Source organism: Mesorhizobium sp. M5C.F.Ca.IN.020.32.2.1, from assembly GCF_004023105.1.
Classification (GTDB): Bacteria; Pseudomonadota; Alphaproteobacteria; order Rhizobiales; family Rhizobiaceae; genus Mesorhizobium; species Mesorhizobium wenxiniae.
In genome coordinates, this window is the sequence record NZ_RZSX01000247.1 from 1 (window position 1) to 7490 (window position 7490).

Annotated in this window: 8 protein-coding genes and 1 pseudogene; 2 read left to right on the forward strand and 7 right to left on the reverse strand. The window is 64.5% G+C overall.

Features of this window, described 5'->3' with window-relative positions; genetic code table 11:
- Positions 1–252 precede the first annotated feature (252 nt).
- Positions 253–1014 (reverse strand): slipin family protein, encoded by a 762-nt coding sequence (locus EOA86_RS14485; protein ID WP_065008625.1) that lies wholly within the window; start codon positions 1012–1014, stop codon positions 253–255.
- On the reverse strand, positions 1011–2408 hold the full coding sequence (locus EOA86_RS14490; RefSeq protein ID WP_128342248.1) for a nodulation protein NfeD: 1398 nt from the start codon (positions 2406–2408) through the stop codon (positions 1011–1013). Before EOA86_RS14490 ends, EOA86_RS14485 begins: the two co-directional genes overlap by 4 nt.
- Before the next feature lie 406 nt (positions 2409–2814).
- Between EOA86_RS14490 and EOA86_RS14495 the strand changes: the two genes are divergently transcribed.
- A complete protein-coding gene (locus EOA86_RS14495; RefSeq protein WP_128342250.1) occupies positions 2815–3558 on the forward strand; it encodes a 2OG-Fe(II) oxygenase in 744 nt (247 codons plus the stop codon).
- A 276-nt stretch (positions 3559–3834) separates the two neighbouring features.
- Here the strand turns inward: EOA86_RS14495 and EOA86_RS14505 are convergent, their stop codons facing one another.
- The 5 genes from EOA86_RS14505 to EOA86_RS14525 all read right to left on the reverse strand — a co-directional run bounded on the left by EOA86_RS14505 (position 3835) and on the right by EOA86_RS14525 (position 7263).
- Positions 3835–4521: a pseudouridine synthase gene (locus EOA86_RS14505; protein WP_281035661.1), complete on the reverse strand. Its 687-nt coding sequence runs from the start codon at positions 4519–4521 to the stop codon at positions 3835–3837.
- 110 nt (positions 4522–4631) lie between these two features.
- Positions 4632–5282 (reverse strand): GntR family transcriptional regulator, encoded by a 651-nt coding sequence (locus EOA86_RS14510; RefSeq protein WP_128342255.1) that lies wholly within the window; start codon positions 5280–5282, stop codon positions 4632–4634.
- A gap of 352 nt (positions 5283–5634) precedes the next feature.
- Entirely contained in the window at positions 5635–5856 is a 222-nt protein-coding gene (locus tag EOA86_RS14515; RefSeq protein ID WP_065008627.1) for a hypothetical protein, read from the reverse strand.
- Positions 5857–5989: 133 nt separating this feature from the next.
- Positions 5990–6235, reverse strand: coding sequence for a hypothetical protein (locus EOA86_RS14520; protein ID WP_065008628.1), 246 nt, complete (start codon positions 6233–6235; stop codon positions 5990–5992).
- 62 nt (positions 6236–6297) lie between these two features.
- Positions 6298–7263: a LysR family transcriptional regulator gene (locus tag EOA86_RS14525; protein WP_128342252.1), complete on the reverse strand. Its 966-nt coding sequence runs from the start codon at positions 7261–7263 to the stop codon at positions 6298–6300.
- A 91-nt stretch (positions 7264–7354) separates the two neighbouring features.
- On the opposite strand from EOA86_RS14525, the pseudogene EOA86_RS40270 reads away from it, so the two are divergent.
- A pseudogene (locus EOA86_RS40270) lies at positions 7355–7490 on the forward strand (NmrA family protein); the annotation flags it as partial.

The window sequence follows — 7490 nt, forward strand, 5'->3', positions numbered from 1 at the left end:
CCCCGGCAAAAGAGTGCGGGACCTGCCGATCACGCTGGAGAAGCTGATTTAGAGGGGAGGGTCGTGCGAAGCGCCCCCCTCTGCCCTGCCGGGTATCTCCCCCCTCAAGGGGGGAGATTATTCGCTCAACTGCTTTCGCCAACCACAAGCGATGGAAAGCTGACGGAGCGCCGAAGCTGCCAATCTCCTCCCTTGAGGGGGAGATGTCCGGCAGGACAGAGGGGTGCTGTCCCTCCAACTTGAGGAGCCAACTCATTTCTCCCCATCCTGCTTGATGAAATGACCGAGCAGGTCCATCGGCACCGGAAACACGACCGTCGACGAGCGCTCACCGGCGATGTCATGGAGCGCCTCGAAATAGCGCAGCTGCATGGCCTGCGGTGTCTCGGACAGCATCTTGCCGGCCTCGACGAGTTTTGCCGCCGCCTGCTGTTCGCCGTCGGCATTGATCACTTTGGCACGCCGCAGCCGTTCGGCCTCGGCTTGCTTGGCGATGGCGCGGACCATGTTCTCGTTGAGGTCGACATGCTTGATCTCGACGTCGGAGACCTTGATGCCCCAGGCATCGGTCCGCTGGTCGAGAATCTCCTGGATGTCGCTGTTGAGCTTGTCGCGTTCGGCCAGCATTTCATCGAGCTCATGCTTGCCGAGCACCGAGCGCAAGGTGGTCTGTGCCAGCTGGTTGGTGGCGGTCATGAAGTCCTCGACCTGGATCACCGCCCGCTCGGCGTCGACGATACGAAAATACAGCACCGCGTTGACCTTCACCGAAACATTGTCGCGCGAGATCACGTCCTGCGGCGGCACGTCCTGGACCACCACCCGCAGGTCGACCTTCACCATCTGCTGCACGAACGGGATCAGGATGATCAGGCCGGGGCCCTTGACCCCGGTGAAGCGGCCGAGCGTGAAGACCACGCCGCGCTGATATTCCCTCAGGATGCGAATGGCCGCGGACAGGAACATGACCACGACGAGCGCTGCTACCAGATAGGCCACATAACCGATGATCACTGCCTTGCTCCATCGCTTCTCACATTGCGACGCCGTATCGTCAGCACGAGACCGCTGACGTCAGCCACCTCGACGCTGTCGCCCACTGCAATGGGTTCGTCGGCTTTCGCCCGCCAGCGCTCGCCCCGGGCAAGCACGTGGCCCTCGCTGCCCTCCCAATCGAGGACCTTGGCCGGCAGGCCTTGCATGGCCTGTGCGCCAACACGCGGAAGGTTCTTGCGGGCCGCCCACAGATAGCTGCCGGTCAACAGCGCCAGGCCGAGCGTCAGGACGGCGGCGGTGCCGATGACGGCCCACGACATCTCGAAGCCGGGCCCCTCGATCCTGAGCAGCATGGCGGAGCCCAGCAGGAACGCCGCCACGCCTCCCAGCCCAAGGACGACTGTGGGATTAAAGACCTCGACGACGAGGAAGATGATGCCAAGCAGCATCAAGGCAAGGCCGGCATAGCTGATCGGCAGGAGATTGAGCGCATAGAGCCCGAGCAGCAGGCAGATCGTGCCGACCACGCCGGGCGCAACCGCACCCGGGCTGGTGAACTCGAAGACGAGGCCATAAACCCCGATCAGCATCAGGATCACGGCGATGTTCGGATCGGTGATGACGGCGAGAAGCCGGATGAGCCAGCCGGGCTCCAGCGTTTCAACCGGCAGCCCTTTGGTCGCCAACACCTCTTTCCTGCCGGCTATTTCCACCGTCCGGCCGTCAGCCAGCTGAAGCAGTTCGGTCGTGTCGCGGGCGACGAAGTCGACGACACGCTCCTGCAGCGCCGCGTTGGCCGACAGGCTGGCCGCCTCGCGCACCGCCTTTTCACCCCAATCGGCATTGCGCCCACGCAGTTCAGCCAGACTGCGGATCAGGGCAACCGCGTCATTCGTTGCCTTGGCGATCATCGCATCGCCCGCCGGTGGGCTCTTCGGGTCCTTGCCGGCTTCCGGGCCATTGTTCTTGTCGTCGCCGCCGGGAAAGGATGGCAGCGGCCCGTCCATCTCGATTGGCGTTGCCGCGCCCAGATTGGTGCCGGGCGCCATCGCCGCCACATGGGTTGCGTAGAGGATGTAGGTTCCGGCGCTCGCCGCATGCCCGCCGGCGGGCGCGACATAGCCGATGACGGGAACCGGCGAGGCGAGGATGTCGGCGATGATCTCACGCATGCTGGTGACCAACCCGCCGGGCGTGTCCATCTGCAGGATGAAAACCTCGGCGTTCCGCTCTGCGGCCACCGCCAGCGCTTCCTCGAACTGCATGGCGCTCGCCGGACCGATGGCGCCGTCTATCTCGATGCGCAGTGCAGTCCTCTCTTGCCCGCTCGCCGCTCCGGTTGCGGAAGAGGAACAAACAGCCACAGCGGCTACAACAGCCGCGGCAATCAGGGCTACACGCGCGAGTTTCACGCTCAAAGCTCCCTATCAGGGATATGGGCCCGATTTTGCCGAAATCCATGCTGCGTCGCGCGCGCAGCGGCGCAATGGCGATTGGCGATCTCCCTCCGCTGGATGACGAGGCAATCGCATATCGGCAAGTGCCCCTCACCCGGATTGCCAACCGAATTGCGAAGGCCAATTCGGGGCAATCCGACCCTCTCTCCAAGGGGAGAGGAGATTGGCAGCGCCGGTGCTACCTCTTCTCCCCGGCGGGGAGAAGGTGGCCGCGAAGCGGCCGGATGAGGGGCCCCCCATATGCGGGGGAGATCGGCAGCTTCAACCCTGTGCCTAACCCATTGGCATGAAGCGGGTGGTTTGCGTGCGCTGCTTCACCCATCTGATTGCAGAAGCCGATGAAGCCAGAGGAGGCAAAGCCATGACCATTCATCCGATAGGTTCGAAAGCAGCGGTCCGATCGGCGGAAGCGCGGGTCGCCGGATATGATTGGCAGGCATTGGCCGAGGAGATGAGCGGCTACGGCTGCGCAGTGATGGAAAAGCTGCTGACACCGGAAGAATGCCGGGAGATCGCCGGGCTCTATCCCGACGAAAGCCATTTCCGCAGCCATGTCCACATGGCGCGGCACGGCTTCGGCAAGGGCGAGTACCGCTATTTCCGCTATCCCTTGCCCGAGCTGATCGGCGGCTTGCGCACCGCGCTCTATCCGCGCCTGGCCGCGGTCGCCAACGAGTGGAACGAGCGCATGGGCATCGCCCAGCGCTACCCGGACGAACACGCCGCGCTCCTTAAGCAATGCCACGACCAGGGCCAGACGCGGCCGACGCCGCTTCTGCTGCAATACGTTGCCGGCGACTTCAACTGCCTGCATCAGGATCTCTACGGCGATCTTGCCTTCCCGCTGCAGGTGGCGATTCTGCTGTCCGAACCCGGCGAGGACTTCACCGGCGGCGAGTTCGTGCTGACCGAACAGCGCCCGCGCATGCAGAGCCGCGCCGAGGTGGTGCCGCTACGCCAGGGCGATGCCGTCGCCTTCGCGGTTCACAATCGTCCGGTCCAGGGCAGCAAAGGCAGCTACCGCGTCAATCTCAGGCACGGCGTCAGCCGGCTTCGCTCCGGCCTGCGCCACACCGTCGGCATTATCTTCCACGACGCGAAGTAAAGTGTCTTCGAAGGGCCTGCGTAGAGGCGACGGGCGGCTTCGTGCTAAGGGGGTCGGGGCTGGTGGCGACCTTGGTGGACATTCTGTAACGCTGATGATCGGCGACGCCTCGATGAGAGCGCTCCTCTCCCCGTCACTATACGGGGAGAGGATGCCGGCAGGCAGGTGAGGGGCGGCGCCAGCGTGAAATGATTGGCCTGCCCGTCCGGCGATGCCCGCTCTTGTCGGCCGCGAGAATACATGCGCCAACCGCTTTGGTCGCTTCGGCGCCTTCGCTCAGGCCTGAAACAGCGCCAGCTCTTCGGCGGTGAGGTGGCGGGCCTTGCCCTTGGCGAGCTCACCGAGTTGCAACGGGCCGATCGCCACCCGCACCAGGCGAAGCACCTCGACATCGTGCGCGCCGAGCAGCCGGCGAATGTGGCGGTTGCGGCCCTCGTCGAGGGTGATTTCGAGCCAGGCGGTGCTGGTGCCGCTGCGCAGGATGTCGATCGACCGCGCCGTCAAATCCTCGCCGTCGACCGTTGCGCCGGCGCGCAACTGCGCCAGCATGGCCTCGTCGGACAGGGCGCCGATCTGCACGTGGTAGATCTTGGCGACGTGCGAGGCGGGGTCGAGCAGGCGCTGCGCGAAGCGCGTGTCGTTGGTCATCAAAAGCAGGCCTTCGCTGGCCTTGTCGAGGCGGCCGACCGGCGACACGAAGGGCAGGTCGAGTTCTGCCAGGCAGTCATAGACGGTGCCGCGGTCCTGCGGGTCGTCGCGGGTGGTGACCAGGCCGCGCGGCTTGTTGATCATCAGATAGACCTTGCGCTCGGCGACAACGCGGCTGCCGTCGACCTCGATGCGGTCGCGGCCGGGATCGACGCGCAGCGAGCCGTTGCGCACGATTTTTCCGGCGACCCGGACGCGCCCTTCGGCGACCAGAATTTCGGCCTGCTTGCGCGAGCACAGGCCGAGCTTCGACAGCGCACGACAAAGGCTGACTCCTGGCGGATTGGCTCCGGCGCTAGGCGAGGGGCGTCGCCGGCCGGTATTCGGTCGTGGCGCTATGGTTTTGCGAGAGCGCTCCGGCAAGGTCAGGGCTTTCCCGCCAGCCCATCTCCAGCCCTGGCGAGCGTTTCCATGCCTTCGCTGAGGTGCCTTTTCAGGACGCGGAGGGCTGCCTCGGCGTCACGGTGGCGGCAGGTCGTCAACAGGTCGAGGTGCTCCGACTGCGAGCGGCTGCGATAGTTGAGGTTGGACAGGAGAACGCGAACGTAGCGGTCGGCCGCATTGTGGTGGGCTTCGATGAGGCCGAGGAGCCGGGCGTTGCCGCAGGCGCTGTAAAGCGCCAGGTGAAAGGCACGGCTCAGCGATCCGCAGCGGCCGACATTCGGCTCGGCATCGATCTGGTTGAGCACATAGCCGGCCTCGTCTAGTTTTTCTTTGCCGAGGTTGGGGATCGAAAGCCGCAGCGCTTCGCCTTCGAGCAATGCGCGGACCGCAAAGATCTCCCTGTTCTCGGCAGCGTCCATCCTGGCGACATGCGCGCCCTTGGTCGGATGGATCGACACGATGCCTTCGGCTTCGAGCTGGCGAAGCGCGTCGCGGACCGGCATGCGGCTGAAGCCGAACCGCTCGGCCAGGTCGTCCTGACGCAGCGGCGTGCCGGCCGCCAGGCTGCCCTCGGCAATCGATTGGCGCAGCACATTCGCCACTTGCTCCGCCACCGTCAGCGGCTTCTGCATCAAGCCTTCGCCAAGCCCGCGCAAACCATTCTCCCTGCTATCCTGCGGGCCTTGCCTAACAGAAAGCAGCTAGGGGGGATATGTGGATTCTCGTATACGAGTATCCCAGCGTGTATTGGCGGTGATGCCGCGTCACGCCGCATGGGCCAGCCGGCCGGCGAGCCCTGCTGCGCGGCTTCGGTTCCGCTGCCATCCGCGTGTTTGAAAATTCCTGGCGCTCTACCGGACGGAACCCGTCTCGGTAGCCGAGCGCCAGGAGATTTTGCGGTCAGGAAAACGGTCACCTGCCTCGGACGCGCCGCTTCCCTCGCTCCGACGTGGTGCCTGGCTGATCGCCGAGGCACCACGATCGTCAATTCGACCTGGGGTCGTTCAGCGTCTCGAGGACGAAAGACGCGGCAATCAGGTCGTCGGCATCGAGCCGCAGGGAGCCTTCACCTCCTCCCATGACGGCGGCGACCTTCTGAAAGGTTTTCATCTCGTGCCCGGTAATTCGGGCGCTTTGCATCCTGGCTTTGAGGTCAGCGACACGCAGCCCCAATGTGTGCGACGTTCCAATTTCACGGTTCGACATGACAATATGCTCCTCCCCAACCCATGCTTTTTGCCTCCCCGCCGGTATTCGCCGTCGCCTTGCCTAAATATAAGGCATCGCGAATACAGCGCCCCGAACGCGTGGTGCGAGGGAAGGTTCCAGCGCAACACGGTCACGAAATAATACGGGCCAGCCGGCCGATCCGGCAGGCTAACCGCAGGAGGGTGGCAGGCGCGGTGGATCGGTCACAAGCTGCACGCCGAACATTGCCGTCGCCGTCGAAGAAAACCTGCCGGTCTGCGAAGCGAAAAAGCTCACGGCAGCTCTGGAAGACGAGCTGTTCGAGCCCATGCCGGCGTTTGCGGCTGCCAATATCAGATTGGCGAGTGCGGATGCCGATCATGCTCACGGCGAACATGACAGGCACCAACGATCACATCGACCGGCTCGTTTCCGTTGGCCTCAGCATCATCCACTTCCTCAAGGAGCACTGCCCGCAGGCTGCGGACGAACGCTGCCTTCGGCGATGGATGCGCCGGGCGCGCTCAGCGCTGTTGCAGCGGCGGCGATGCTATGCCGCAACCAGACGTGCCGAGGTTCGTCCTGGTGGCGCGCGTGCCAGAGAAGGCTCATGGTGAAGCTGCCGAGATCAAGCGGCGGGGGCAGCGAGACAAAACGTCCGCCCACCATCTGCGCCAGGCTCGACGGCAGCGTCATGATCAGGTCGGACTGGGCAGCGATTTCCACTGCTGCAAGGAAGCTCGGTACGCGCACGCTCACCCGTCGTCGGCGGCCCACACCAGCGAGCGCCACGTCGACGAACGCTGGTCCAACGCCGGTGACGCTCACCACGATATGACCCAATTCAACAAATCGGTCGAGCGTAAGCTCATGGTTCGCTGAGGGATGCCCGGCGCGCATCAGGGTGACAAAGCGGTCTTGATAGAGGCCGCGCCGGCGGATGCCCGCGGGCGCATCGTCGATCACGCCGACGAGTGCGTCCACGGCGTCCTCCTCCAGTGCTTCGATCGCCGTTGCGCTGGGCGGCAGAATGTCCAGATCGAGCGCCGGCGCCTCGACGGTGAGACGAGCAAGCAGATGAGGCGCCAACGCGGCAGTCTCAAGATCCATCATCAGCAGCCGCACATGACCGGTTGCCGTTGCCGGGTCGAACGGATTCGCCCCCAGCATCGTAGCGATGTCCGCCAAGGTGCTGCGCAGCGCCGGCCGAATCTCGTCGGCGCGGGCAGTGAGCACGTAACCTGTCCGCCCTTCCACCAGAAGGGCATCCGCGAACAGCTTTCTTAGCCGCGACAGCGCACGGCTCACCGCCGGCTGGCTCATACTGAGACGGACGGCGGCCCGCGTGACGCTTCTTTCGTCAAGCAGCGCCTCGAGCACCACCAGCAGGTTCAGGTCGACGCGACGCAAATTCACTTCGTGCATGTCGGCTATATAATACATGCATTTGTCGCATGCATAGCCATTCCGTAATCTGAGGTTCTCATCAATCGCGAACACCCGAGGAGAACAGATCATGCATGTGGTTTTTGGAGCAAATGGGCGGGCCGGCGGGGAAACGGCGCGTGCGCTGATGGCGAACGGTGAGCCCGTGCGCGTGGTCGTGCGCCGTCGGGAACAGGGCAAAGCGTGGGCGGCGCTCGGTGCCGAAG